Annotated in this window: 24 protein-coding genes and 1 tRNA gene; 15 read left to right on the top strand and 10 right to left on the bottom strand. The window is 63.5% G+C overall.

The genetic code is table 11. The annotated features are described in order from the left end of the window. Positions 1 to 10: 10 nt before the first annotated feature. The 3 genes from CLM60_RS16500 to CLM60_RS16490 are packed head-to-tail and all read right to left on the bottom strand — an operon-like array spanning position 11 to position 2909. Positions 11 to 820 (bottom strand): ABC transporter permease, encoded by an 810-nt coding sequence (locus CLM60_RS16500; protein WP_245848448.1) that lies wholly within the window; start codon positions 818 to 820, stop codon positions 11 to 13. Beyond that, positions 817 to 2076, bottom strand: a complete 1260-nt coding sequence (locus CLM60_RS16495; protein ID WP_141246547.1) for an ABC transporter substrate-binding protein — start codon at positions 2074 to 2076, stop codon at positions 817 to 819. The genes CLM60_RS16500 and CLM60_RS16495 overlap by 4 nt, the downstream gene beginning before the upstream one ends. A gap of 23 nt (positions 2077 to 2099) precedes the next feature. Then, positions 2100 to 2909, bottom strand: a complete 810-nt coding sequence (locus tag CLM60_RS16490; protein ID WP_095590198.1) for an ABC transporter ATP-binding protein — start codon at positions 2907 to 2909, stop codon at positions 2100 to 2102. A gap of 287 nt (positions 2910 to 3196) precedes the next feature. On the opposite strand from CLM60_RS16490, the gene CLM60_RS16485 reads away from it, so the two are divergent. Continuing rightward, entirely contained in the window at positions 3197 to 3805 is a 609-nt protein-coding gene (locus tag CLM60_RS16485; RefSeq protein ID WP_095590197.1) for a TetR/AcrR family transcriptional regulator, read from the top strand. On the opposite strand, the gene CLM60_RS16480 is transcribed toward CLM60_RS16485, so the two are convergent. Further along, entirely contained in the window at positions 3802 to 4719 is a 918-nt protein-coding gene (locus tag CLM60_RS16480; RefSeq protein ID WP_095590196.1) for a response regulator transcription factor, read from the bottom strand. The two genes, CLM60_RS16485 and CLM60_RS16480, sit on opposite strands and share 4 nt — an antisense overlap. Then, a complete protein-coding gene (locus CLM60_RS16475) occupies positions 4709 to 7993 on the bottom strand; it encodes a hybrid sensor histidine kinase/response regulator (protein WP_245848447.1) in 3285 nt (1094 codons plus the stop codon). Before CLM60_RS16475 ends, CLM60_RS16480 begins: the two co-directional genes overlap by 11 nt. A 339-nt stretch (positions 7994 to 8332) precedes the next feature. Between CLM60_RS16475 and urtA the strand changes: the two genes are divergently transcribed. The 12 genes from urtA (at position 8333) to CLM60_RS16415 (ending at position 19911) form a co-directional block, all read left to right on the top strand. Further along, a complete protein-coding gene (gene urtA / locus CLM60_RS16470) occupies positions 8333 to 9604 on the top strand; it encodes an urea ABC transporter substrate-binding protein (RefSeq protein ID WP_095590194.1) in 1272 nt (423 codons plus the stop codon). 111 nt (positions 9605 to 9715) lie between these two features. Next, a complete protein-coding gene (urtB, locus tag CLM60_RS16465) occupies positions 9716 to 10642 on the top strand; it encodes an urea ABC transporter permease subunit UrtB (RefSeq protein ID WP_095590193.1) in 927 nt (308 codons plus the stop codon). Between the two features lie 13 nt (positions 10643 to 10655). Then, positions 10656 to 11780, top strand: coding sequence for an urea ABC transporter permease subunit UrtC (gene urtC / locus CLM60_RS16460; RefSeq protein WP_095590192.1), 1125 nt, complete (start codon positions 10656 to 10658; stop codon positions 11778 to 11780). 6 nt (positions 11781 to 11786) lie between these two features. Then, positions 11787 to 12539 (top strand): urea ABC transporter ATP-binding protein UrtD, encoded by a 753-nt coding sequence (gene urtD, locus CLM60_RS16455; protein WP_095590191.1) that lies wholly within the window; start codon positions 11787 to 11789, stop codon positions 12537 to 12539. 11 nt (positions 12540 to 12550) lie between these two features. Then, complete coding sequence (gene urtE, locus CLM60_RS16450) at positions 12551 to 13240, top strand: urea ABC transporter ATP-binding subunit UrtE (protein ID WP_095590190.1); 690 nt, start codon at positions 12551 to 12553, stop codon at positions 13238 to 13240. A 23-nt stretch (positions 13241 to 13263) separates the two neighbouring features. After that, on the top strand, positions 13264 to 14493 hold the full coding sequence (gene fmdA, locus CLM60_RS16445; protein WP_095590189.1) for a formamidase: 1230 nt from the start codon (positions 13264 to 13266) through the stop codon (positions 14491 to 14493). A 47-nt stretch (positions 14494 to 14540) separates the two neighbouring features. Next, positions 14541 to 14876, top strand: coding sequence for an FmdB family zinc ribbon protein (locus CLM60_RS16440; protein ID WP_095590188.1), 336 nt, complete (start codon positions 14541 to 14543; stop codon positions 14874 to 14876). Between the two features lie 60 nt (positions 14877 to 14936). After that, positions 14937 to 15011: transfer RNA gene (locus CLM60_RS16435), tRNA-Gly, on the top strand. Between the two features lie 166 nt (positions 15012 to 15177). Further along, positions 15178 to 16971 carry an ABC transporter transmembrane domain-containing protein gene (locus CLM60_RS16430; protein WP_095590187.1) on the top strand — a complete coding sequence of 598 codons (1794 nt, stop codon included), beginning with the start codon at positions 15178 to 15180 and terminating at the stop codon, positions 16969 to 16971. A 94-nt stretch (positions 16972 to 17065) separates the two neighbouring features. Beyond that, positions 17066 to 17494: a peptidoglycan-binding protein LysM gene (gene lysM, locus CLM60_RS16425; protein WP_095590186.1), complete on the top strand. Its 429-nt coding sequence runs from the start codon at positions 17066 to 17068 to the stop codon at positions 17492 to 17494. 153 nt (positions 17495 to 17647) lie between these two features. Next, positions 17648 to 19540 (top strand): acyl-CoA synthetase, encoded by a 1893-nt coding sequence (locus tag CLM60_RS16420; protein WP_095590185.1) that lies wholly within the window; start codon positions 17648 to 17650, stop codon positions 19538 to 19540. Between the two features lie 68 nt (positions 19541 to 19608). Continuing rightward, positions 19609 to 19911 carry a hypothetical protein gene (locus tag CLM60_RS16415; protein ID WP_095590184.1) on the top strand — a complete coding sequence of 101 codons (303 nt, stop codon included), beginning with the start codon at positions 19609 to 19611 and terminating at the stop codon, positions 19909 to 19911. Positions 19912 to 19917: 6 nt separating this feature from the next. Here the strand turns inward: CLM60_RS16415 and CLM60_RS16410 are convergent, their stop codons facing one another. Both CLM60_RS16410 and CLM60_RS16405 read right to left on the bottom strand, forming a co-directional pair. After that, positions 19918 to 20199, bottom strand: a complete 282-nt coding sequence (locus tag CLM60_RS16410) for a hypothetical protein (RefSeq protein ID WP_095590183.1) — start codon at positions 20197 to 20199, stop codon at positions 19918 to 19920. A gap of 217 nt (positions 20200 to 20416) precedes the next feature. Then, entirely contained in the window at positions 20417 to 20623 is a 207-nt protein-coding gene (locus CLM60_RS16405; RefSeq protein ID WP_095590182.1) for a cold-shock protein, read from the bottom strand. A 214-nt stretch (positions 20624 to 20837) separates the two neighbouring features. Here CLM60_RS16405 and CLM60_RS16400 point away from each other — a divergent pair, with 214 nt between their 5' ends. Both CLM60_RS16400 and CLM60_RS16395 read left to right on the top strand, forming a co-directional pair. Next, positions 20838 to 21164 carry an arsenate reductase family protein gene (locus CLM60_RS16400; RefSeq protein WP_095590181.1) on the top strand — a complete coding sequence of 109 codons (327 nt, stop codon included), beginning with the start codon at positions 20838 to 20840 and terminating at the stop codon, positions 21162 to 21164. Positions 21165 to 21212: 48 nt separating this feature from the next. After that, positions 21213 to 21569, top strand: a complete 357-nt coding sequence (locus tag CLM60_RS16395) for a hypothetical protein (protein ID WP_095590180.1) — start codon at positions 21213 to 21215, stop codon at positions 21567 to 21569. Here the strand turns inward: CLM60_RS16395 and CLM60_RS16390 are convergent. From CLM60_RS16390 to bufB, 3 genes are read right to left on the bottom strand one after another with little or no spacing between them, the layout of a single operon-like run. Beyond that, positions 21551 to 22120, bottom strand: a complete 570-nt coding sequence (locus CLM60_RS16390) for a DoxX family protein (protein WP_095590179.1) — start codon at positions 22118 to 22120, stop codon at positions 21551 to 21553. The genes CLM60_RS16395 and CLM60_RS16390 overlap by 19 nt on opposite strands. Continuing rightward, positions 22117 to 22878 (bottom strand): HvfC/BufC N-terminal domain-containing protein, encoded by a 762-nt coding sequence (locus tag CLM60_RS16385; RefSeq protein ID WP_095590178.1) that lies wholly within the window; start codon positions 22876 to 22878, stop codon positions 22117 to 22119. The genes CLM60_RS16390 and CLM60_RS16385 overlap by 4 nt, the downstream gene beginning before the upstream one ends. After that, positions 22875 to 23726 (bottom strand): MNIO family bufferin maturase, encoded by an 852-nt coding sequence (gene bufB / locus CLM60_RS16380; protein ID WP_095590177.1) that lies wholly within the window; start codon positions 23724 to 23726, stop codon positions 22875 to 22877. The genes CLM60_RS16385 and bufB overlap by 4 nt, the downstream gene beginning before the upstream one ends. Positions 23727 to 23779: the final 53 nt, after the last annotated feature.

The following is a 23779-nucleotide window of genomic DNA, read 5'->3' as shown; positions in this document are numbered from 1 at the left end:
CTCCGTTGTGTTAACTTTCGCGGACCCAGTTCACGTGCTGGACCGCCTTGAGACAGATGAAGTCGATGACAAAGCCGATGATCCCGATCACCACGACCGTCGCCGCCAGTCGGTCATAGTCGAGCGTGTCGCGCGCATCGTTGATGGCGTAGCCCAGCCCGCTGGTGACCCCCAGATATTCCGCCGGCACCAGCACGACCCAGGCCACACCCAGCGCCAGCCGGATGCCGGTCAGGATGTCGGTGGCAATCGCGGGCAGGATCACGGTGGTCAGCTGATGCAGCGGCGATGCCCCCAGGTTGCGCGCCACCTTCAGCCAAGCCGGATCCAGCCGCCGCAGCCCCGCGGCGGTGGAGAACATCACTGGCCAGACCGCCGCGACCGCGATCAGGAAGACGATCGCCGCGTCCCAGGTGGCAAAGGCCATGACCGCGATCGGCATCCATGACAGGGGCGAGATCATGCGCAGGAACTGGAACGGGATGTTCGTGACCTCGCGCAGGAAGGTCAGCCGCCCGATGGCAATGCCCACCGGCACCCCGATCAGGATCGCAAAGACCAGCCCCAGCCCGACACGGTACAGCGACGGCCAGCTCATCGCCCAGACCTCGCCGGACAGGGTCATCTGCCACAGCCGCGACAGGGCGGGTTCGGGCGCGAAGTTGGAAAAGGCGAACATGCCGGGGCTGTTGGCCACCAGCCGGCCGCCGATCCACCACACCAGCAGCAGCGCCGCGATGCCCAGGGCCGCGTTCAGCACCCCGCGCACCCGGCCCGGCACAGGCAGCCGCCAGGACGTTATGACCGGCACGTCGCTCACAGTTGCAGGATCTCTTCGCGGTTGAACGGATCGCCCGGGTTCACCGACGGGTCGTCCTTCCATTCCGGGTTCGCATCCAGCGCGTTGCGGACGAAATCATAGGCGACAAGGTCGTTGGCGACGAACTCGGGATCCAGCCCCTGCAGGAAGGTCTTGTCGCCCGACACAACCGTGTCGCCCATCGCCTCGACGATCAGCTTGGTGGCCGACGGATAGGGCCAGGGCTGAAAGTCGATGCGCCCGTTCTGCCATTCGGCCTGATGCTTGATCGCGCCCGCGTCATGATAAAGCGACTCGTCCTGATAGACGGTCATCGCCCGTTCGACGACCTTGGCCGGGGCGGGCAGGTAGCCTTCGCCGTCCTTCGACAGAAGCCCCGCGACCTCGGCCTTGTTCTGCGAGGAATAGATCGCGCCCCTGACCACCGCATTCATGACCTTCTGGGTCCATTCGGCGCGGGCGCTGGTGGCCTCTTCGTGCATGCAGACGACGCAGCAGGGATGGTTTTTCCAGATGTCGCCGGTAAAGCGCAGCATCCGCGCGCCCGCCATCAGCTCGCCCAGGGCATTGAACGGCTCGGCCACGATATAGGCGTCCAGCTTGCGCGCGGCCAAAGCGGGCGGCATCTCGGGCGGCGGCATGACCTGAAGATTGCATTCGTCCGGTGCCAGCGGTTCGCCCTGCGCCTTGATCACCGGTTTCACACCCGATTGCCGCAGCGCATATTGCAGCACGATATTGTGCATCGAATACCAGAAGGGCACCGCGACCTGCTTGCCGCCCAGCTGGCTGAAATCGGTGATGTCGGTATGCCCGCCCACGACCAGGCCCGAGCCGTTGGTGTGCGCCCAGGCCATAATCTTGACCGGGAAGTTGTTGTTATAGCGCATCCAGACCGGGATCGGCTTCAGGAAATGCACCAGGTTGAACTTGTTGGACACGAACCCTTCGATCAGCGGCGACCAGCCGCGGATCAGGGTCGGGCGCTCGGCCTCCAGGCCCTCGTCCTCGAAATAGCCCTTGGCATGGGCCACAAGCAGCGCGGTGGCGTCGGTGATCGGCAGATAGCCGATGCGCACCACCTCGTCCTCCTGCGCGAAGGCGCGCTGCGGCAACCCGCCCATCAGCGCCCCCAGCGATGCGAACAGCCCGCCCTTGGCCAGCATGTCCAGCGTCTGGCGCCGGGTGAAATCCAGCGCGAAATAGTCGTCGTCATCCCATGCGTCCGATGACGTTTGCGGTGTTTGATCTGTCATGTTTGCCCCCAAAACCTGTTGTGTCAGCCCATTCCGGCGACTTCCGAATAAAGCGTGCGCAGGCGCGTCACCTCTTTCTGGAAATCGCGTGAGTGTGTGTGCCGGTCCGCCTCGGTCAGCGTGATCGGTGTGTCTGCGGTGATCCGTCCGCCCTCGGCCAGCAAGACAGATCTGTCTGCCATCTGGACCGCCTCGGCCACGTCATGCGTCACCAGTACCAGTGTCAGACCAAGCGTCTGCGCGATCCGGCGCACATCGTTCTGCAACGCCCGCCGGGTGAAGATGTCGAGCGCCGAGAACGGCTCGTCCAACAGCAGCAACCCCGGTTCGGTGGCGATCGACCGGGCCAGCGCCACGCGCTGTTGCTGGCCCCCCGACAGGTCCTGCACATTGCGGTCGGCCAGGGCCGCAAGATCGACCAGCGCCAGCACCTCGGCGATCCGTGCGGCCGCACCCGCGCGCTGGCCCGCATAGCGCAGCCCGAGTCCAGTGTTTTGCGCCACGTTCATCCAAGGAAACAAGGAAGGTGACTGGAACATCATCACCCAGTCGGCGGATGGTTTCTGCACCCGTTGGCCGCCGATCCAGACCGCGCCATCCTTCGGTTTCAGCAGCCCCGCCACGATATGCAGCAAGGTCGACTTGCCGCTGCCCGACCGCCCGATCAGGGCCACGATTTCGCCGCTGGCGATCTCCAGGTCGACGCCGCTCAGGACCGGTGGCCCGGCATGGCCATAGGCATGCGTCACGCCGCGGATCGAGACATCGGTGCGGGCCGTGGTGGCCCCGCTGCGGCGCGGCAGGCGGGCATCGGTGCTGTCCGATTTCACCATTTCAATCTCGCCTGCACGTCCCACGCCATTCCCCCGATTGGACAGATCTGTCTTGTTCATCGAACGCGGCCCGCGCAAATCGAGTCAATTCGCCATCGCGCTTCGGGACGGTTTGCGCGCAATTTAAGCAGCAATACGCGTATTTTTTCTGGCGTTGATTAATGTCTGGGCGGTCGACTCGCGGATCGGGCTGTGGATAAAAAGATCGAACAGGTCTGTTCGAACTGCGGTGCTTCATTTAGTAGTGTGGACAGAATCAGACTCACCACGATTGCGTGCCACCCGACATGAACATCAATCCCGATATCCCCGCGAACCGCAGTCCCGCCGCCTGGAGCTGTATCGGCCAGCCCGCAGATACCCCGCGGGACCGCATCCTCAGCGCGGCGACCGAGCTGTTCTGTCACAACGGGTTCGCCGCCACCGGCGTCGACACCATCGCCCATCACGCGGGCACCGCGAAATCGACGCTGTATGCGCATTTCAAATCCAAGGACAACCTGATCGAGGCGGTGCTGGAGCGCGAGGGGCAGGCCTGGCGCAGCTGGTTCTTCGGCCAGTTGAACAAGACCGCCGGGACGCCCGCGCAGAAGATCGCCAGCGTCTTCGATATCCTGGAGCTTTGGTTCAGCGATCCCGAATTCTATGGCTGCCCGTTCATCAACGCGATCAGCGAAAGCAATTCCGAGGACGACCGCCTGCGCGCGGCGGTGGCATCGCACAAGTCGCATCTGAACCTGTGGCTGCACGCGCAGGCATTGGAAATGGGGTTCAGCGACCCCGGCGCGCTGGTGCGGCAGATGACGGTTCTGATCGACGGCGCCATCGTGGCGGCGCAGGTGTCGCGCGACGCCAGCTTTGCCCGCGTCGCGAAAGAGATCGCCGCCCGGCTCTAGGCGTTTTGCAGAATGCGGTCGGCCATGACGGCGGCCGATGTGCGGTTGTCGACGCCCATCTTGTGGAAGATCTGCTCTAGGTGCTTGTTCACCGTGCGCGCGCTCAGGGTCAGGATCTCGGCGATGTCGCGGTTGGTCTTGCCGTGTGACAGCCACAGCAGCACCTCGGCCTCGCGGTCGGTCAGGCCAAAGGACCGGGCAAGCCGCCGGGTGTCGTTGTTGTCGGTCATGTCGCGGATGCGGATCACGACCTCGCCATCGGACTGGCCCAGATAGATCATGGTCAGCCCCCCGGCCAGATGCGGCAGCGTGCCCGACATCGGGTTCAGAAACAGCGAGGCAAGCCAATCGCGCGTGGGCCCCTGCGCCCGCGACTGGCTGACCGTCGCCGCGCTTTGCGGGCGGTCCAGCAGCGCAAGCGCGGTCGGGGTGCCCCAGGTCAGATGCCCCTGCGCGGTAAAGGCCAGCACGTTCTGTCCGGCATATTCCAGTGCGACACGGGCCGAATTGATCGCGCGCGCGTTCAGCACATGGGTGGTGATGCGGGCGATCAGCTCGTCCAGCACGACGGGCTTGGTGATGTAATCGACCCCGCCCGCCTTGAGCCCGCGCAGGATGTGTTCGGAATCCGACATGCCGGTCATGAAGATCACCGGCGCGTGCTGCGATACCGGCGGCGCCTTGAGCAGGCGGCAGGTTTCGAACCCATCCATCCCGGGCATGATCGCGTCCAGCAGGATGACGTCGGGCTGAACCCTTTGGGCCAGGTCGATGCCTTCCTGCCCCGAGCGCGCGACCAGCACGGTCATGCCGCTTTCCTCCAGCGCGCGGGACACAAGGCCCAGCGTTTCGGGCGCGTCATCTATGACCAGGGCGATCGAGCGGCGGGTCGTTGCGAACGGATCAGGCAGCATTCCGTGTCATCTCCCTCAGATGGCGGGCAACGGCGGGCAGGTCGAAGGCCGCAAGGAACGTGCGAAGCGTGGCCAGCGTGTCGGGCGCGATCTGACCGGCCTGTTCCAGCGTGTCGAGCGCGTGTTTCAGGCCCGCGGCATGGCCGATCTCGGCCAGGGTCAGCAGCCGCGCCAACGCCTCGTCCGGGATCGCGCGCGCGGCGGGGGCGGGGGTGGGGCTGTCAGCCTCGGACAACAGTTGCAGCCGCATCAGCCCCGCCGCACGCATCACGAAATCGTTCAGCGAATAGGGTTTGACGATAAAGGCATCGCACAAGGTCTCGTGATGGGTCGCCTGGCGCGCCTCGAGCGCGTGACCGGTGACCATGATGATGGGGCTCGACCGGTGCTGTGGCTGGGCGCGCAGGGTTTCGGCGAATTCCCAGCCGGTGATGCCTGGCATGTCGATATCCAGCACGAACAGGTCGGGGCTGAAATCGCCCAGCATCGACAGGGCGGTTTCGGCGTCCCGGGCCGATTGCACCAGGAACCCCATGGGTTTCAGCACGGTTTCCAGCAGCCGCAGGTGGTCCAGATCGTCATCGACCACCATCACCGTCTTGCGCGGCCCGGCATAGCCCGTCGCGGTGATCTTTTCCGGCCGTGCCCAGCCCGCACGCAGCGCATTGGCGCCAACGACCGACGGCAGCATCAGCCGCACCGCAAAGGTCGTGCCTTGGCCCTTGGTGCTGTCGACGGTGATCTCGCCGCCCAGGATCTCGACCAGCAGCCGGGTGATTGTCAGCCCCAGGCCCGAGCCGCCCGCCGCATGCGGGGCAAAGCGTTCGAACGGTTTCCAGATCCGGTCGATCTGGTCGGGGTCGATGCCGATGCCGGTGTCCGAAACCTCGATCAACGCGACCTCGTTGCGGTACTTGATCTTCAGCCTGACCGCCCCCCGGTCGGTATAGGAAATGGCATTCGATAGCAGGTTGATGATGATCTGGCGCAGGCGCTTCTCGTCGAAATCGACCCATTCGGGCAGGTTCGGGCTGGTCTGGATGTCGAAGGCGATGCCCTTTTCGCGGGCCTGCCGTTCGAAGATCGCGGTGATCTGGTGCAGCAGGGCGGGCAGGTTGATCCGGTCGCGATGCAGTTCCAGCCGGCCGGCTTCGATCTTCGAGATGTCCAGCAGGTTCTCGATCAGCCCGGCCAGATGCTCCGAGCTGCGGCGGATCGTCAGTACCGCGTCGCGTTGCGCCGGTTGCAGGTCATGGTCCTGTTCCAGAAGCTGCGCATAGCCATAGATCGCGTTCAGCGGCGTGCGCAATTCATGGCTGATCCCGGCCATGTAACGGGTCTTGGCCAAGTTCGCGGCCTCGGCCTTTTCCTTGGCGGCCTGCAGCGCGGCATCGGTGCGTTCATGCGCGCGGACCTCGCGCAGCAGGCGCTGGGTCTGCACATCGGCCTCGTCGCGGGCCTTGTGGTGGCTTTCGGTGGTCAGGATCAGGGTCCAGACGATGATCCCGATCACCACCAGCACGCTGGAAAAGATGATCGCCAGAACCGCGTCCAGCTGTTCGGTCCCCGCCTTGCCGCGTATGACCAGCAGCACGGCGGCAAAGATCGACGCGGGCACGGCCGTCGCGATGAAGAAGACCGACAGCCGCGACATCAGCGCGTCGGCGATGCGCGGCGGCAGGTTGCGTTGCAGCGCCGCCACGAACATCGCCCCCAGCCGGGCCTGTGGTTTGCAACTGTCCCGGCAGGACGCATCCAACGTGCAGCAGAGCGAACAGATCGGCCCGGCATAGAACGGGCAATCGGTCATGTCCTCGGGGTCGAACCGGTATTCGCAGACACAGCAGGTGCCGGTCTGCGCGTCCTGCGGCGCGGCGGGCGCAGGGACCGGGCGCGCGATGTAATAGCGGCCATTGGTGCGCCAGGCGATCAGCGGCGCGGTGACAAAGGCCGCCGCCAGCGCGATGACCGACGAGAACGCCTGTGCCAGGTCGCCCATCAGTCCCAGCAGCGCGACGATGGACACGATCACCGCCATCAGCATCGCGCCGGTGCCGACCGGGTTGATGTCGTAAAGATGCGCGCGGCGAAACTCGATGCCCTTGGGGCTCAGGCCCAGGGGCTTGTTGACCACCAGATCCGCCGTCAGCGCCCCGATCCAGGCCAGCGCCACATGCGAATAAAGCCCCAGGATGGATTCGATGGCGTGAAAGACGCCCAGTTCCATCAGCAGCAAGGCAATCGCCACGTTAAAGACCAGCCAGATCACCCGCCCCGGATGCGAATGGGTCAGCCGCGAGAAGAAGTTCGACCACGCGATCGACCCCGCATAGGCGTTGGTCACGTTGATCTTCAACTGGCTGAGGATCACAAAGGCCCCGGTCAGCGCCAGCGCGGCCATGGGCGAGGCCAGCGCGCGTTCGAAGGCGGTGAAATACATCTGTGTCGGGTCGGTCGCGTTGCGCGGCGGGACAAGGGCGGTGATCGCCAGGGTCAGCAGGAACGATCCCGCCAGCATCTTGGCCACGCCCAGCACGGTCCAGCCCGGCCCCGCCGCCAGCAGGGCAACCCACCAGCGCCGCTTTTCCTGCGGGGTTTTCGGCTCGCGCAGGAAGCGCAGGAAATCCACCTGTTCGCCGATCTGCGCGATCAGCGACAGCACCACCCCCATTGCCGCACCGATCATCATCACCGTGGGGCCGTTGCCGCCGCGTTCGCCGGTGAACTCGGTCCAGATCGCCACATCGACCCCGCTATAGGCCAGCAGCGCGAAGGGCAGGATATGCAGCACGATCCACAGCGGCTGGGTCCAGGCCTGAAATGACGAGATCTTGGAAAACCCGTTCACCACCAGCGGAATGACGACCAGCGCCGACAGCAGATAGCCCAGAAAGACCGGGATGCCGAAACAAAAATCGATGGCAAAGGCCAGGATCGCGGCCTCGAGCGCGAAGAAGATGAATGTGAAGCTGGCATAGATCAGCGACGTGATGGTCGACCCGATATAGCCAAAGCCGGCGCCCCGCGTCAGCAGGTCGATATCGACGCCATAGCGCGCCGCGTAATAGCTGATCGGCAGCCCCGTCAGGAACAGGATCAGCCCCGCCAGCATGATCGCGATGATCGCGGCATCGAACCCATAGGTCAGGGTGATCGCGCCGCCGATGGCCTCGAGCGCCAGGAACGAGATCGACCCGAGCGCGGTATTGGCGACCCGGCCATAGCTCCACCGTCGCGCCCGGCGCGCGGTATAGCGCAGCGCGAAATCTTCCATCGTTTCGTTGGCGACCCACCGATTGTAATTCCGGCGACCCCCAGTAGCTCTGTACGTAACAGCCATGGGTCTCCACTATGCTCCCCGTGCCGCGCGGACCCGCGCCCGCGCGACAGGTCCCGACAAGTGCCATCCGCGAAGGGAACCATGGCGTTCGATATGATCGCGCCCGCCGTTGCAGCTGTCCCTTCCCGAACCGCTCCACCCATTCTTAGGAGGAAAAACGCGCAACCAAATACGTCATCTTACGTATATTGCGGCGCAGAAATTGCTGCCAGCCTTCTTGTCAGTGGCGCATCAGACGCCGTCCGAAACCCACCTGACTGACTAGGAGACGAGATGTCCGAGAACGAAAAACCCAAGAATTACGCAGGTATGAGCCGCCGCGCCGTGCTGGCCGGGGGTGCGGCGCTGAGCGCGTCGCTGTTCACGCCGAAGTTTCTGCGGGCGCAAGATTTCCCGACCGCCGAAATCAACACAACCGGGCTGGCGGTGACCGATGACACCGTGACAATCGGCATTCTGCATTCGGTGACCGGCACGATGGCGATTTCCGAAACCGGTTCGGTTCAGGCCGAAAAGCTGGCCATCGAACAGATCAACGCGCAGGGCGGCATCCTGGGGCGCAAGATCGAATACATCCAGGAAGACGGCGCGTCCGACTGGCCGACCTTCGCCGAGAAGGCCAAGAAGCTTCTGGTGAACGACAAGGTCGCGTCGGTCATGGGCTGCTGGACCTCGGCCAGCCGCAAGGCGGTTCTGCCGGTTTTCGAGCAGTATAACGGGTTCCTGTATTATCCGACCTTCTACGAGGGGCTCGAGGAAAGCCCGAACGTCATCTATACCGGCCAGGAAGCCACGCAGCAGATCATTGCGGGCCTGGACTGGGTCAATCAGACCAAGGGCGCGAAATCCTTCTATCTGCTGGGGTCGGATTACATCTGGCCGCGCACGTCGAACAAGATCGCCCGCAAGCATATCGAAAACTTCATGGACGGCTGCAAGGTCGTGGGCGAGGAGTACTATCCGCTGGGCCACACCCAGTTCAACTCAGTCATCAACAAGATCCGCCTGAAGAAGCCCGACGTGATCTATGCCATCGTCGTGGGCGGCTCGAACGTGGCCTTCTACAAGCAGCTCAAGGCCGCGGGCATCGACATGACCAAGGAAAGCCCGATCCTGCTGACCATTTCCGTGACCGAGGACGAGATCCGCGGCATCGGCGGCGAGAATATCGAGGGCGCCTATGCCTGCATGAAATACTTCCAGTCGCTGGACAATCCCAACAACGAAGCCTTCGTGTCCGCCTTCAAGGAGATGTGGGGCGACGACATGGTGATCGGCGACGTGACACAGGCCGCCTATCTTGGCCCGTGGCTGTGGAAGGCGGCGGTCGAAAAGGCCGGTTCCTTCGATGTCGACAAGGTGCGCGCCGCCAGCCCCGAGATCGAGCTGACCAGCGCGCCCGAAGGCTACGTCAAGGTGCATGAGAACCACCACCTGTGGTCCAAGACCCGCGTGGGCCGCGCCCAGGCCGATGGCCAGTACGAAGTGGTGTACGAGACCGCCGATCTGGTCGAGCCCGATCCCTTCCCCGAAGGCTACCAATAAGCACTCCCCGTCGGCCGGTCCGGTGCCAGACGGCCCGGCCGACCCTTTCCCCCATGCCGTTCACGCATCCCCGTGCGGCATGGGGTCTCTCCAGCTAACGGAAAGGTGGCCATGTTCTCCGACTATTCCATGAGCGAGCTGACCGCGATCTTCGCGATGCAGGGCTTCGCCGGTCTGATACTGTTTTCGGTTTTCGTCCTGATGGCGCTTGGGCTGGCCATCATCTTTGGCCAGATGGGCGTGATCAACATGGCCCATGGCGAGTTCATGATCCTGGGGGCCTATGTCACCTATCTGCTGTCGAATTTCTTCGAAGCATATCTGCCTGCGCTGTTCAGCATCTATTTCTTCATTGCTATGGCGCTGGCCTTTGTCGTGTCGGGCGCTTTGGGGATGTTCGTCGAATGGGCGATGATCCGGCATCTGTACAAGCGCCCGCTGGACACGCTTCTGGCGACCTGGGGGCTTAGCCTGATCCTGCAACAGGTTTATCGGTCGGTCTTTGGCGCGCGCGAGGTCGGCGTGACCATCCCCGACTGGATGATCGGCTCGCTTCCGCTGACCGACATGATCGAGATCCCGATCAACGGCATCTTCGTCATGGTGCTGGCCGTGGGCATTTCGGTGGCGGTTTACGTGATGATGTACCGCTCGCGCTGGGGCCAGCAGGTGCGCGCGATCAACAACAACCGCGTCATGGCCGATGCGGTGGGCATCAACACCGCCTGGACCGACCGGATGACCTTTGCCATCGGCTGCGGTGTCGCGGGCGTTGCAGGCTCGGCCTTTACCATGATCGGCTCGACCGGTCCGACGGCGGGGCAGCTTTACATCGTCGACACCTTCCTTGTGGTCGTCTTCGGCGGCGCGGGCAGCCTGTTGGGTACCATCGCCAGCGCATTCTCGATCAGCCAGGCGCAGTCGATCCTGGAATTCTTCCTGTCGGGCTCGATGGCCAAGGTTCTGACCCTGCTGACCGTGGTGGGCATCCTGATGCTGCGGCCCCAGGGCCTGTTCGCCATGAAACTGCGCAAGTGAGCCGGAGCAGACGATGATCAATCCCTTCACACATAAATACATGAACGGGCGCGAGGCGCTGGGCTTTGCCATCCTCGCCGCCATCATCTTCGTCCTGTTCCCGCTGGTGCTGGAACCGTTCCGGCTGAACCTGTTCGGCAAATACCTGACCTATGCCTTCGTCGCCGTGGGGCTGGTGCTGTGCTGGGGCGTGGGGGGCATCCTGTCGCTGGGGCAGGGGGTGTTCTTTGGCCTGGGCGGCTATTGCATGGCGATGTTCCTGAAGCTGGAAGCCTCGTCGCCGGAAAACACCGCGATCCAGTCGACGCCGGGCATTCCCGATTTCATGGACTGGAACCAGCTGACCGCGCTGCCCTGGTGGTGGGAGCCGTTCAACAGCTTCGCCTTCACGATCTTCGCCGTGGTCGCGGTGCCGGTGGTCTTTGCCTTTGTCATCGGGGTTGCGATGTTCCGCCGCCGGGTGGGGGGCGTGTATTTCGCGATCATCACTCAGGCGATTGCCGCGATCCTGACCATCCTGATCATCGGGCAACAGGGGTTTACCGGCGGGGTCAACGGGATCACCGACCTGCGCACCCTGCATGGCTGGGACATCCGCACGGACGAGGCCAAGACGACGCTTTATTTCGTCAATGGCGTCCTGCTGTTCGCGGTGCTGTTCGCCGCCCAATTCGTGCGCAAGTCAAAGCTGGGCCGGCTGCTGATCGCCATGCGCGATCAGGAAGACCGCGTGCGGTTTTCTGGCTATGACGTGGCGAATTTCAAGATCTTCGTCTTCTGCCTGGGCGCGGCCTTCGCGGCCATCGGGGGGGCGATGTTCACGCTTCAGGTTGGGTTCATGTCGCCGTCTTTCGTCGGCATCGTCCCGTCGATCGAGATGGTGATCTTCGCCGCCGTCGGCGGGCGCCTGTCGATCCTGGGCGCGGTCTACGGCACGCTTCTGGTGAACTGGGCCAAGACGACATTCTCCGAAAGCTTCCCGGAACTCTGGTTGCTGGGTCTGGGCGCGCTGTTCATCGCTGTTGTCATGGCCTTTCCGAACGGGCTGGCCGGGGTCTGGGCCGAACAGGTGGCGCCACGGCTGCGCAAGCTGTGGCCCGGCAACGCCGCCGCCCCCGAAAACACCCCTGCGGAGTGACGGATCATGCTGGATTACAACAACCCGAATTTCGTGCTGATGGTCGAGGGGCTGACCGTGTCCTTCGACGGGTTCAAGGCCGTGAATGACCTGAGCTTTTATGTCGAGCCCAACGAATGCCGCGTGATCATCGGACCGAACGGGGCGGGCAAGACCACGGTGCTGGACCTGATCTGTGGCCGGACCAAGGCCACCGCCGGGGCCGTCGCGTTCAAGGGGCACGACCTGCTGAAAATGCGCGAGGATCAGATCGTACATGCCGGGGTGGGGCGCAAGTTCCAGACCCCCAGTGTTTACGAGGATCTGAGCGTCTTCGCCAATCTGGAACTCAGCTATCCCAAGGGCCACGGCGTTTTTGGCGCGTTGTTCTTCCGCCGTGATCAGGCGGTGCGTGAGCGGATCGAAGAAATCGCCGAGATGATCTTTCTGAAGGATCACCTGGCGCAAAAGGCCGCGTTCCTGAGCCATGGCCAGAAACAGTGGTTGGAGATCGGGATGCTGCTGATCCAGGACCCCGAGCTTTTGATGCTGGACGAACCCGTGGCGGGCATGTCGGTGGCCGAGCGCAAGAAAACCGCCGAGCTTCTGAACCGCATCATCGCCGACCGGTCGGTGATCGTGATCGAACACGACATGGGCTTTGTCGAAGACATCGCCACCCGCGTCACCGTCCTGCACCAGGGCAAGGTCCTGTCCGAAGGGTCGATGGACCGGGTGCAGAACGATCCCAAGGTCATCGAAGTCTATCTGGGCCACTGAAGGAGAGAGCCATGTTGAACATTTCCGACCTCCGCGCGGCCTATGGCGAAAGCGAGGTTCTGCACGGGCTCGACCTGAATGTCGCGCCGGGCGAGATTATCGCGATCATGGGCCGCAACGGCATGGGCAAGACGACCCTGATGAAGACGCTGATGGGCATCGTGCCTGCCCGGTCGGGCGCGGTCGCGGTCGAAGGCGCCGATGTGACGGGGATGAAACCGTACCAGCGCGTGGCCAATGGCATCGCTTATGTTCCGCAGGGGCGGATGATCTTTTCGTCGATGACGGTGCAGGAAAACGTCGAAACCGGCCTGACCGTGACGGGCGAAAAATCGGTGCCGTCCGACATCTACGAACTTTTCCCGGTGCTGCTGGAGATGAAGGGCCGGCGCGGCGGCAACCTGTCGGGTGGGCAGCAACAGCAATTGGCGATTGCCCGCGCGCTGGCCTCGAAGCCCAAGGTGCTGCTGCTGGATGAACCGACCGAGGGGATCCAGCCGTCGATCATCCGCGAAATGGCCCGCACCCTGCGCCGCATCCGCGACGAAAAGGGGCTGTCGATTGTCGTGTCGGAACAGGTGCTCAGCTTTGCACTCGATGTCGCCGACCGCGTCGTGGTGATCGAGAACGGCAATTTCGTCCATGACAGCCCGCGCGACGGCATCGACGAGGCCAGGGTCTCGAAATTCCTATCCGTTTAATCCCAAGCCAGAGAGGACAGAACATGGCTGACACGCTCATTTCGGTGGATCTTTCCGAAAGTCCGCACACCAATGACAAGGTGCACAACCGCTGGCATCCGGATATTCCCATCGCGGTCTGGGTCGAGCCGGGCGACGATTTCAAGATCGAGACCTATGACTGGACCGGTGGCCAGATCAAGAATGACGACGACGCGGCCGATGTGCGCGACGTGGAGCTGGAACAGGTGCACTATCTGTCCGGTCCCATCGGCGTCAAAGGCGCCGAGCCGGGTGACTTGCTGAAGGTGCACATCCTGGACATCGGCGCCAAGGAGGAGATGAACTGGGGCTTCAACGGCTTCTTTTCCAAGCAGAACGGCGGCGGCTTCCTGACCGAACACTTCCCCGAAGCGCAGAAATCCATCTGGGATTTTCATGGCATGTTCACCTCGTCCCGCCACGTGCCGGGGGTGAAATACGCAGGGCTCATCCATCCGGGCCTGATCGGCTGCCTGCCGGATCGCAAGATGCTGGATATGTGGAACACCCGGGAAAAGGCGCTCTTTGATACCGAGCCCGACCGCGTGCCGCAGCTTGCCGCGCTGCCCACCACCCAAAGCGCGCATATGGGCCAGATGACGGGCGACGCACGTGACAAGGCCGCGATGGAGGGCGCCCGCACCGTGCCGCCGCGCGAACATGGCGGGAACTGTGACATCAAGGATCTGAGCCGCGGCTCGACCTGTTACTTCCCTGTCTATGTCGATGGCGCAGGGCTTTCGATGGGCGATCTGCATTTCAGCCAGGGCGATGGCGAGATCACCTTCTGCGGCGCGATCGAAATGGCCGGCTGGCTGCACATCCAGGTCGAGCTGATCAAGGGCGGGATGGAGAAATACGGGATCAAGAACCCGATCTTCAAACCCTCGCCCATCACGCCGAAATACGACGATTACCTGATCTTCGAGGGGATTTCCGTCGATGAAGAGGGCACCCAGCATTACCTGGATGTGCATATCGCCTATCGCCAGGCGTGCTTGAACGCGATCGAGTATCTCAAGAAGTTCGGCTATACCGGCGCGCAGGCCTACGCGATCCTGGGGACCGCCCCGGTGCAGGGGCATATCTCGGGCGTGGTCGATATCCCGAACGCCTGTGCCACGCTGTGGCTGCCGAACGAGATTTTCGAGTTCGACATCATGCCCGGTGCGGACGGTCCGACCAAGATGCTGGACGGGTCCATCGACGTGCCTCTGGCGCCCGATCTGTAAACGACACAGGCGGGCCCGCGCGGCCCGCCACCCTTAGCGGAGGTTCCATGCCCTATTACGATTACCTGTGCGACGATTGCGGCCCGTTCACCGAATTCGCCACGATGGCGGATTTCGACAAGCCCTGCGCCTGTCCGACCTGCGCGGCGCCGGCGAAACGGGCGCTGCTTCGCGCGCCGCTGCTGGCCAATATGGACGGCACACGCCGCACCGCATTCGCCACAAACGAACGTGCCAGCCATGAACCCAAATCGACCCGCAAGCACGGGCCGGGCTGTTCGTGCTGTTCGGGCGGGTCGAAACAGCGACCCAGCCGCACCCTGCACCGGCCCGACGGATCGAAAAGCTTTCCCAGCGCGCGGCCCTGGATGATCTCGCACTAGGGGCGGGTGGCCTTGGCGCTTGACGCTGCTGGCGGCATGGCATAGGTCATATCCTGCTGAGCGGGCGTCGTATACTGGCTATTACCTCAGCCTTCCAAGCTGATGAAGCGGGTTCGATTCCCGCCGCCCGCTCCAACCCCTGCCGCGTTGATCCGAACGGGTCCGGTTTCCCGCCGGGCCGGGGGCGCAAGGCGCCTGTTTTCCCAGCTTTGACCGCGAAAACGCGGGTGCGACCCCTGCGGACTTGTTCCCAAGCGCTCTGCGGCGTAAAACGCGGCGAATTTCCGGGGGAAGGGACCAGATGGCGCGCGGCAAGACACAGCCCGATCAGGAACGCGAGAAATCGAAGCGCATCGGTGCGCTGCGTGGGCTGTTGCCCTTCCTGGCCCCCTATAAGCTGATGGTGCTGGCGGCGCTGGCCGCGCTGGTGCTAACGGCCACGGTGTCGCTGGTGCTGCCGATTGCGGTGCGCCGCGTCGTCGACGGGTTCGAGACCGAGGCCGCGACCCTGCTGGACAGCTATTTCACCGCCGCGCTGATCATTGCCGGGCTTTTGGCGATCGGCACCGGGCTGCGCTATTACCTGGTGACGCGATTGGGCGAGCGTGTGGTGGCCGACATCCGCAAGGCGGTGTTCGACCGCATGATCGGGATGAGCCCCGCGTTCTACGAAAAGATCATGACCGGCGAGGTGCTGAGCCGGATCACCACCGACACCACGCTGATCCTGTCGGTGATTGGATCCTCTGTCTCAATTGCGCTGCGCAACCTGTTGATTTTCCTTGGCGGTTTCGTCCTGATGCTGCTGACATCGGGCAAGCTTTCGGGTCTGGTGGTGCTGCTGGTGCCGGCGGTGGTGGTCCCGATCATCGTGCTGGGGCGGCGTCTGCGGGGTCTGAGCCGCGAGAACCAGGACTGGATCGCGGCGTCGTCCGGGAACGCGTCCGAGGCGCTGTTGTCGGTCCAGACCGTGCAGGCCTTCACGCACGAGGCGCAAAGCGCTGCCAGCTTCGCCGAGGTGACCGAGAAATCCTTTGATGTGGCGCGCAAGCGGATCACCACGCGGGCGATCATGACGGTGATCGTGATCTTCCTGGTGTTCTCGGGCGTCGTCGGCATCTTGTGGGTGGGCGCGCGCGACGTGCGCGCAGGCGGCATGAGCGTGGGCGAGCTGGTGCAGTTCGTGATCTATTCGGTGATGGTTGCGGGCGCCGTGGGGGCGCTGTCGGAAATCTGGGGCGAACTGCAGCGTGCCGCAGGGGCCACCGAACGCCTGGTCGAGCTGCTGGGCGCCGCGGACAGCGTGCATGACCCCGAGGACCCGCTGCCTGTGCCGTCGCCGGTCCAGGGCGCTCTGCGGTTCGAAGGGGTGCGTTTCCACTACCCCACGCGCCCCGGTCAGGCCGCGCTGGACGATGTGACGCTGACCGTGCAGCCGGGTGAAACCGTGGCGCTGGTCGGGCCGTCGGGGGCGGGCAAATCGACCGTCATCCAGCTTTTGCTGCGGTTCTATGATCCCGTGCAGGGGCGGGTCACGCTGGACGGTCTGCCGTTGAACGCCATGCGCCGCAGCGATTTCCGCCAATACATGTCGCTGGTGCCGCAGGATCCGGTGATCTTTGCCGATACCGCGCGCGAAAACATCCGCTTCGGCCGGCTGGACGCCACCGATGCCGAGGTCGAGGCCGCCGCCCGCGCCGCCGCCGCGCATGATTTCCTGATGAAGCTGCCCGATGGCTATGACTCCTATGTCGGCGAACGGGGGGTGATGCTGTCGGGCGGTCAGAAACAGCGCATCGCGATTGCCCGCGCCATCCTGCGGGACGCGCCGGTGCTGCTTCTGGACGAGGCGACAAGCGCGCTGGACGCCGAAAGCGAACGCGCGGTGCAGCAGGCCGTGGATGCCATGGCCGCCGACCGCACCACCATCATCGTCGCGCACCGTCTGGCCACCGTGAAAAAGGCCGACCGGATCGTGGTCTTCGACGAGGGCCGCATCGTGGCCGAGGGGACGCATGACGATCTGGTGGCGCAGGACGGGCTTTACGCCCGGCTGGCGCGGCTGCAATTCACCGACGGGATCGCTGCTGAATAACCGCCAACGGGGATCGGTCACAAAAATTTCCCATAGCGGTTGCGCGCGGCCACGTTAAGGTTGCACCCACGAATGCAACAGAAGGATGGCCGCTATGGGTCTTTGGAATTTCGTCAAGAACGCAGGCAAGAAACTGACCGGCCGGGCCGAGGCCGCCGAGGCGCCTGACGAGGCGACCCTGCAGAAAGAGGTCGCGGATCTGGGCCTGGATGCGTCGGGGCTGGAGATCTCGGTCGAGGGCGACAAGGTCAAGGTGACCGGCGACGCGGTCAGCCAGGAGATGAAGGAAAAGGTCATCCTGGCGGTGGGCAACGTCGAAGGCGTCGCCGCGGTCGAGGACGAGGTGAGCGGCGGCGACCCGGTGTTCCACACCGTGGAAAAGGGCGACACGCTCTGGGCCATCTCGGAAAAGGCGCTGGGCAACGGCGCGCGCTACAAAGAGATTTTCGAGGCCAACCGCCCGATGCTGTCGGATCCCGACAAGATCTATCCCGGTCAGGTGCTGCGCATTCCGCAGGATTGAGGTCCGGAAATGACCTTGGGGCAGGGGCGCATTTCGCGCCCCTGTTGCGTTTTTACGTTGCGTTTGCGGGTATGGCTGCCCCTTGCAGGGCGGTGTTTTTCTTTTCATTGTCGAACGAATACAAAGCCGTAACTGGCAAGGGGAGGAGAGATCATGGGCAAATTCGCCTGTGTCGAGGATCGAGATTCCATCGAAAACGAAATGCCGTGGGGGGAACGTGGCCTGCCGGCGACGATCTATCAGTCGCTGACGCGCACCCGCGACACCCATGGCGGGCGAAACGCGATTTCGTTCCAGATCACCTCGGGCCCCGATGACAAGGCCGAAACCCTGAACTGGTCGCAATTCCACCGCCAGGTCACCCAGGCGGCCAACATGTTCCGCAAGCTGGGCGTGGGCGAAACCGACGTGATCGCCTATATCCTGCCCAACTGCCTGGAAACCGCCGTGACGCTGGTGGGGGGCATGACGGCGGGGATCGTGAACCCGATCAACCCGCTGCTGGAACCCGAGCAGATCGCCGCCATCCTGCGCGAGACCAACGCCAAGGTGGTCGTGACGCTGAAATCCTTTCCCAAGACCGATGTCGCCCAGAAGGTGGCCGAGGCCGTGAACCATGCCCCGCATGTGACAACGGTGCTGGAGGTCGACCTGAAACACTATCTGACCCCGCCCAAAAGCTGGATCGTGCCGCTGGTCCGGCCCCGGGGGATGACGGTGCACCACGCCGATGTGCTGAATTTCAACGCCGAGCTGGCGAAATACCCGGCCGATGCGCTGACCTTCGAGGAAACAGGCCAGGACCGCGTTGCGGCCTATTTCCACACCGGGGGCACCACCGGCATGCCCAAGGTGGCGCAGCACAAGTTTTCCGGCATGCTCTATAACGGGTGGATCGGGGATACGCTGCTGTTCGATCCCGATCACAACATCATCTGCCCGCTGCCGCTGTTCCATGTCTTTGCCTGTCACGTGATCCTGATGGCGATGATCGCATCGGGCGCGCATGTGGTCTTTCCGACGCCTGCGGGCTATCGCGGGGACGGGGTGTTCGACAATTTCTGGAAGCTGATCGAGCGGTGGCAGATCACCTTTGTGATCACGGTGCCCACGGCGATTGCCGCGCTGATGCAGCGCCCGGTCGATGCCGATGTGTCGACCCTGAAAACCGCGTTCTCCGGCTCGGCCCCCTTGCCGGTCGAGCTGTACAACCGGTTCGAGGCCGCCACCGGTGTCACCATCGTCGAAGGCTATGGCCTGACCGAATGCACCTGCCTTGTGTCCTGCAACCCGATCGACGGGGAAAAGAAGATCGGCTCTGTCGGGATCCCGCTTCCCTACACCGATGTGCGGATCCTGCATTGCAACGCCGATGGCGATATCGACCGGGAATGCGGCGTGGACGAGGTGGGCGAAATCTGTGTGTCGAACCCCGGCGTGTTCGAAGGTTCCACCTATACCGAGGATGCCAAGAACCTGGGTCTTTTCGCCGAAGGCAAATACCTGCGCACCGGCGATCTGGGCCGCAAGGACGCCGAGGGGTACCTGTATATCACCGGGCGGGCCAAGGATCTGATCATCCGTGGCGGGCACAATATCGACCCGGCCGAGATCGAAGAGGCACTGGCCGGCCATGCCGAGGTCGCCTTTGCCGGGGCCATCGGCCAGCCCGACAGTTTCGCGGGCGAGCTGCCATGCGTCTATGTCGAACTGGTCGACGGCGCGACCGTGACCGAGGCAGAGCTGATGGATTATGCCAAGCGTCACGTCCATGAACGCGCCGCCCATCCCAAATATGTCGAGATCCTGGACGAGCTGCCGAAAACGGCGGTGGGCAAGGTGTTCAAGCCCGAACTGCGCAAGCTGGCCATCGCGCGGGTCTATGACAAGGCGTTGCAGGACGCCGGTCTGGCCGCCCATGTGACCGAGGTGGTCGAGGACAAGAAACGCGGCCTGGTGGCGCGGGTTGAGGCCACGGGCGATGTCGACAAGGACGCGGTGCGTCACCTGCTGGGGGAATTCACCCGGCCCTGGGAATGGCTCTGAACGCGGGACACGCGAAATTGTTGAACGGCTCTATCCACAGGCTGTCATGAATCTGTTACGATGCGGGTATGTTCAGAACCTGCATCGTTTCCACGCTGATCACCCTGGCCACCGCGCCCGCACTTCTGGCGCAGTCACCGATTGCCGATGTCGTGTGCGCCCCGCGGGCCGAGATGGTGCACAAGCTGTCGCACCAGTTCGGTGAACGGATGGCCGGGATGGGCGTGCGCAGCCCCGAAAGCGTGATGGAGGTCTGGCAATCCGACCGTTCGGGGCGCTGGACGCTGGTGATGAACTATGCCGACGGCAATTCCTGCATCGTCGCCATGGGCGAGGGGTGGGAAACCCTGCCGGGCGATCCCCCCGCGTAAGCCGGATCAGGCCAGCTTCGACCGCGCGCGGCGTTCCAGCAGATCGACGATATCGGGGTTCGCCTCTTCCCAGCGGTGAAAGCGCTGTTCGCCCTTGCGCAGCCGCGACGCCCTGTCAAAAAAGCCCAGCCGGGGCAGGGCCGTACGCTCTTCCTCGGTCAGGAAATTCGCGGCGACACGGCCCAGTTCGCTGCCACTGAAATTCTTCAGCTCTTCTTCCAGCGCACCGCTGAGCGCGGCACGCGAACGCGCCGTGTAATAGTCCAGAATGAAAAAGAAATTCGGCATGTCGGCCTCCGTTTCCTTTCGGAACGTGCGTGGCGCCGAGTTGGAAGGCCCGCTTCAGCGATACGCACCTCCCATGTGATCCTGTCTTGCAGAATCAAATTAACAGGAAAACGGGTTTACATGAAGTAAAAATGCTGCGACGCAGCGTAACTTTTTCTGCGCGTGCATAAATGCGCCGCCGAACCGGCAGCGCATCCGAAGACGATTTCGGGCGCGATTACAGCGCCTTGAGGTCGCCCGCAGACTGGCGGCCGTCGCGGCCTTCGATCATCTCATAGGCAATTTTCATGTTGTCGGCCAAGCCGGTCATGCCAGCCCGCTCGACTGCGGAAATATGTACGAAAACATCTTTTCCACCGTCATCGGGTGCGATGAAGCCATAGCCTTTGGTGGTATTGAACCATTTCACGGTGCCGGTCGGCATGCCGTTTCTCCTCTGTCGTCTTCCCCTAAAGGGGACCTGGGTTTAGTCACAGCCAGCTCTTCCAAGTCTTCCGGCTGCCCCGTCAGAGGAGCGGTCGTCCAAGAAATTCTGTCGTCACGTGCCAAAATCATGGTGGGCGAATCAGAATAAAATCAAGCGCCAAGTCTCGCCTCTGGTGCGTGTGGCGGTATACTGCCATCAAATTGGAGGGCAGATGAAACTCTATGGTCTGAAAACATGCGATACCTGTCGCAAGGCGTTGAAAGCGCTGGAGCAGGCAGGCACACCGGCCACCTTCGTCGATGTGCGTGCCGATGGGATCACCGCCGCAGAGCGGGCGGAATTCCTGTCGGCCTTCGGCGCGGCGCTGATCAACACGCGCTCGACCACCTGGCGCGGGCTGGACGCGGATGAACGCGCGCGCGCGCCCGAGGCATTGCTGGAAAGCCATCCGACCCTGATGAAACGCCCCGTCATCCGGGCGGGCGAGGCGCTTTATCTGGGCTGGGGCAAGGACACACAGGCCGCGCTTCTTGGCTGATGGGCCGCGCGTCCCCAGATAGGGCAGGGAAAGAGTGAGGAGAGTATCATGCGCAATGCCGCGCTGACCTTGGGTGTGATTGCGGGGGTCATCGGCCTGGTGATCGGGTTTTTCAGCAGCGCCTATATCATCGCGATCGACCGGTTCGGCGAATTCCCCGATCTGGCCGAGCAGGTCGAGAATGCCGGGCTGATCCGCGCGGTGTCGCTGATCGCGCCGATCCTGGCCATTGCCGGTGGCGCCATGGCCCGGTCGCAGAACATCGCCGCGGGCGTTTTGCTGCTTCTGTCGGCGCTGGGGATGTATTGGGGCTTCGGCTTCGGTGTCTTTACCATGTTCCCCATCGCGATGTGCGTTCTGGGGGGTATCCTGGCGCTGGCCGCGCGTCAGCCCGACACCGCCTGAGGCATGGCCGCAGGACGCGCCAGTAGCAGCCGGTCCAGCGATAGCGGACCGGCCCCCTTGATCACCGAAATCAGCAGCACGGTCACCCAGAACAGCCGCTGATCCAGAATGGTGCCGTTCGACACCCGGTCGAACAGTGCGCCATATTCCGTCGCGCCATGGCCATAGATATCGGTCAGGCTTTGGATAACGACAAAACCGATCATGCCCAAAGCCGCCAGCCGGGTCAGCAGCCCCAGCACGATCAGCGCCGGCAGGATGAATTCGGCATAGGTTCCGCCCATCACCACCAGCCATTGAAACAGGCTCATCTGGCTGGCGTCATAGCCTGCGGCCTCGAACGCCTTGGGATAGATCTGGGCATAGGCGCCAATCGACGGCTGGAACAGCCCGGCAAAGCCGTCGCCAATCTTGGTCATCGCCGAGTTCCAGAAATAAAGCAGCAGCGTCGCCGCGAAGGTAAAGCGCGCCAGCGTCGGCAGCAGCCAGCTATCGGTGCTGTGCTCGATCCGTGTGAACGCGGTATTGTATAGGGAAATCAGACTGTTCACGGCGTTTCCTCCTGCAATATCTCGGTGATGGCACCGCCGCCGATCAACAGACCCAGCGTCGCGGCCAGGTCGAAATCGGGAGCCTTGGTCGTGGCGGTCGCGACGGCGTTGCCCAGCGGCTGGCCGTCGCCCAAGGCGGCCACCAGCGCCCCGCCGCCAGCGGGCAGCAGATGGGGCACCGGGTCGTAATCTGGCCGCGTGATCAGGATCGATTCAGGCCGCATTTCGGGCTTGGGCCCGCCCTGGGGCTGGTTGAACTGCCAGATCGCATGGATCGGCCAGTGGGAGCGCAGCAGTTGCACCGCCGGGGCCAGTCGCAGCCGCGCGGCCATCAGCGCTTGCGGCGTCATGTCCTGAAACGCCTGCGGCGCGACGGGGGTCGCATCGGCGGCGTGATAGCTGTGGCGCAGCGCCAGTTCCAGCCGCGCGACATCGGCCAGATACCCCAGATGCCGCACCGGTTCGAACCCGGCCAGGAAATCGGGAAACTCTGCGCCATAGAACATCAGCAGCGGCGAGGTGGGCGGATGCTGGCGCAGGAAAAGCCCGGCGATCCCGGCGAAATTCTCGTCGCCCAGCAGCTTGCGAATGACGGGAAAGGCGGTTTTCAGCGCCTCGGTCAGGCTGACGGCGACATTGTTGCGATAAACATCGAACCGCTTGCCCGCGGGGCGGCCTTCGGGGTCGACCAGCCCGGCGGGCGCCGCGACCCGTGCATCCAGGATCGCGGTGCGGAAATCGGTCTGGCCGACGCTCATACCAGCACCTGTTGCAGGATGGATTGGGCGCGGGCGGCTTCGGCCTCCAGCACCGGCCAATCGGGCACGTCGGTGTCCCATTCGATCAGGCTGGGCTTCGGCCCGCCCTTGGCGATGGTGTATTCGTACATCTTCCAGACCGCGTCCACGACCTCGCGCCCATGGCTGTCGATCAGCAGCGGCGCGCCGTGTTCGTCGTGATCCTCGTCATGGCCGCCCAGATGCAGCTCCTGCACCCGGTCCAGCGGGAAGGCGTCGATATAGGAATAGGGGTCGGTCTTTTGGTTGGTGGCCGAGATGAAGACATTGTTCACGTCAAACAGCAGCCCGCATCCGGTGCGGGTCGAAATCTCGGTCAGGAATTCGGCCTCGGGGATCTGGCTTTCGGCGAAGGCCAGATAGGTCGAGGGGTTTTCCAGCAGCATCTGCCGCCCGACGGTTTCCTGCACCTGATCGATATGCGCGCAGATGCGGGCCAGCGTTTCCTCGGTATAGGGCAGGGGCAGCAGGTCGTTCAGGAAATGGCTACCATGGGTGGACCAGGCCAGGTGTTCGGAAAAGCTGGCGGGTTCCAGCCAGCCGATCAGGTGTTTCAGCCGCGCCAGATGCTCGTCGTCCAGCGACCCTTCGCCACCGATCGACAGGCCCACGCCGTGAACCGAGATCGGAAAGCGTTCGGCCAGCGCGCGCAACTGCGCCAGGGGGCGGCCACCGGCGCCCATGTAGTTTTCGGCATGGATTTCCAGCCATGCGACGGTGCCGGGATGGTCCAGAATGTCGGAAAAGTGCTGTGGCTTGTAGCCCACGCCGGGGCGGTTGGGCAGGTAATTCGGACGGGTATCAAGCATGACGAAGCCTCGGACAGGATCTGGACAGGGGGGAGTCCCCGGCGACGACCGCC

Origin of the sequence: Actibacterium ureilyticum, from assembly GCF_002285435.1 — a bacterium.
Lineage (GTDB): Bacteria > Pseudomonadota > Alphaproteobacteria > Rhodobacterales > Rhodobacteraceae > Actibacterium_C > Actibacterium_C ureilyticum.
The sequence above is the reverse complement of the archived record's forward strand: the minus strand, read 5'-3'. Positions and strand labels throughout refer to the sequence as shown.